Here is a 2,462-nt window from a genome sequence, read left to right on the forward strand (position 1 = left end):
AATCAGCGACCACCCCTAAAAAGGTGGCGTGGTGAGGAATCCCCCGCGCTCTTTAGCCGGGGGAGGATGTCAATAACACGTTCAGCCGGAACGTCTCTACTTCTCACTCTAGGGAGCATGTCAGGGACAGCACATTCAAGCTAACCTGCTCTCGTTGGGTTTCGTACCTCAACCCAACCTACTTGCGTTGACATGCTCCCTTGCTCTAAGCGACGCTCTAGGATTGCAGTTCATCTAATTTGGCACGCACCGCCTGGATATCTTGCCACATCAGCCACTTCGGCTTACCCTGCTCCCGTGAGGGATTCCGCAATAGGTATGCCGGGTGCAAAATTGGCATACACTCTCGCCCTTCCCATTCCATCCAAGTGCCACGAATTTTAGTAATCCCGCGCTTTTCACCCGTTAACCCCTTGACAGCCGTTGCGCCCGTTAGCAGGATAATCTTGGGATCGACTAAGCGAATTTGTTCGAGTAGATAAGGTTTACAAGCCGCCACTTCATCAGGAGTAGGTGCTCGATTACCAGGAGGGCGGCATTTATTCATGTTACAGATATAGACATCCCGTTCACTATCCAGTTTGACAGCGGCGAGAATCTTCTCCAGCAATTGTCCGGCTCTCCCGACAAACGGTAAACCTTGCTCGTCTTCATTTTGCCCAGGGGCTTCCCCAATGATCATAATCGGAGCATGAAGATTACCCCGCCCCACTACCGCATGGGTGCGAGTCGCTCCTAATTCACAGCGCTGACAAATGTTACAATGAGCTGCCAGTGGCTCCATGGAGTCGTAAGTGCCAGGAGGAATCGGAATCTTGGCATCCGTAGGAATTAATGACGGTTGGAAGTCATTAGGGGTAGAAGATGTCAACCCTGACTGGTCAAAGAGACTGAGTTGTTCTGAGGATTCGTGAGACATAAATTTAAGCTCGGACAATCCGACTGCTTGTTGAATTTTCTCATATCCTGTGATCAATCTCTGACTTGTGCAAAAAATCGGAACTCTGGGTCTCATTTAACCGCTTCCAAAAACCTAGTCACATCTACTCAAAAGTAAACAAACATAGGCAAAACTCAACGGTATAAGTTTCTTTAAGCGCTTATTTTTAGTGCGTTGCAGCTTCCCGCTTGAGGGTTAGCCAAAAACTCCCAGTTAGAGATATCATAGTAGGCGTGCCTACTTTTGATCAAGCGCTTAAGCTTGGTATTCAGTTGGTTCCAATGACTCCATACGTGCTTTCTATCGTTCACCGACAGATAGGCGGTTATGGAGTCTGGTAATTTTTCTCCTAATTTCATTCCACGACGGGCAATCGCCAGTGCCGCCGCTTCATCGCTGGCTAGCCCGTACATCCGAGCATATTTAACCAGACCGATCAGGCTGGTATAAGCAGGATTGACCTGTCTGACTTCTATGCCGCGATTTCCTAAGATGGCAGTTAGCATCTCAAAAAAGCGGCTATACGCCCATCCAGACAACATTCGAGCATACCTTTTTCCTTTTTCTCTGAGTTGGGTCTTCTTACCGAAGAAATCTAACTCCTCACACACAATCGGGCATTTATAGGCGCGCGCCATCTGCAGAAGTAGGAAGCAAACTTGTCTAATGGCGGCGTCCTGTTTTCCCCGTGGCAAGCCCATCTGAATAGACATTTGTCCATGGTGTATTAGATTGCCTTCTGGATCGATGTATGCCCAACCAATCGATCCAGGATTCAAGTCTATGCCAATGCAGCTGTAGTGGATTGATCTGGACAATCTCTCAACGGGCTTAGGCGTGAATTGGACAGCCACACACCATCTGCCATCTTTTCGGTAAAAGTGCCAGGTCTTAGCGCCTTCTGATGGCAGTCGGTTGACCTGGCGTGGAAAATTTCCAATCTCAGATGACACATACTTGCCAAACTTGTCCTCTAGGCAGTAAGGAACTCGAATCTTGATTGTTTTTCCGTCCCATTGGCAGGTCTGATTGCCGAATGATTCGTCCTTAGATCCCACCACAAAAGCTTGTCCCTTGGGAATGTTTACCCGAATGGGAGCTACCTTGAGATAATTGACCTGCAATTGGTAGTGGTAAAGCTTGCGCTTTTTGTGGTGCAATTGGAAGCGCAAGTTCTGCCAGTTAGTATCCCTGTACTGAAGGGAAACCGACAAAGGGAATTGACAGCCGCTCTTACTGTTGTGCCAGTTTTTCTTCCGATAAAATTTGCTGGCATTTTTCAGCTTGCGTGTAGCCTTTTTCATCCACTTTTCACAGGATTTAGCCTTAGCAGTTAACACCTTAATGTGCCGTTGGCGGTTAGCTTTGGCTGTATCTACCGCCCCTTGGCTGAAAGCTATCACGCCATTAGCGTGACGCTTACTGATTCTATGCGCTTGCTGTAAATCCCGCATTTCTCACAAACTAATTTGAGAAGCTAATTTGAAGGGGAAAAGTAGAAGTTTTCATGCGCAGAATAGAA

At 47.7% G+C, this 2,462-nt stretch carries 2 protein-coding genes; both read right to left on the reverse strand.

The annotated features are described in order from the left end of the window. Positions 1-217 precede the first annotated feature (217 nt). Positions 218-919 (reverse strand): uracil-DNA glycosylase, encoded by a 702-nt coding sequence (locus tag ACLGGO_RS35335; RefSeq protein WP_446339034.1) that lies wholly within the window; start codon positions 917-919, stop codon positions 218-220. 173 nt (positions 920-1,092) lie between these two features. Further along, positions 1,093-2,394 carry an IS200/IS605 family accessory protein TnpB-related protein gene (locus tag ACLGGO_RS35340; protein ID WP_446422817.1) on the reverse strand — a complete coding sequence of 434 codons (1,302 nt, stop codon included), beginning with the start codon at positions 2,392-2,394 and terminating at the stop codon, positions 1,093-1,095. Positions 2,395-2,462: the final 68 nt, after the last annotated feature.

Origin of the sequence: Coleofasciculus sp. (assembly GCF_046565525.1) — a bacterium.
In the GTDB taxonomy this organism is placed as follows: Bacteria; Cyanobacteriota; Cyanobacteriia; order Cyanobacteriales; family Coleofasciculaceae; genus Coleofasciculus.

Bases quoted from the DNA above. Each gene is read 5' to 3' on its own strand.
- ACLGGO_RS35335 (WP_446339034.1), bottom strand. From the start codon at position 919: ATGTCTCACGAATCCTCAGAACAACTCAGTCTCTTTGACCAGTCAGGG.
- ACLGGO_RS35340 (WP_446422817.1), bottom strand. From the start codon at position 2,394: ATGCGGGATTTACAGCAAGCGCATAGAATCAGTAAGCGTCACGCTAAT.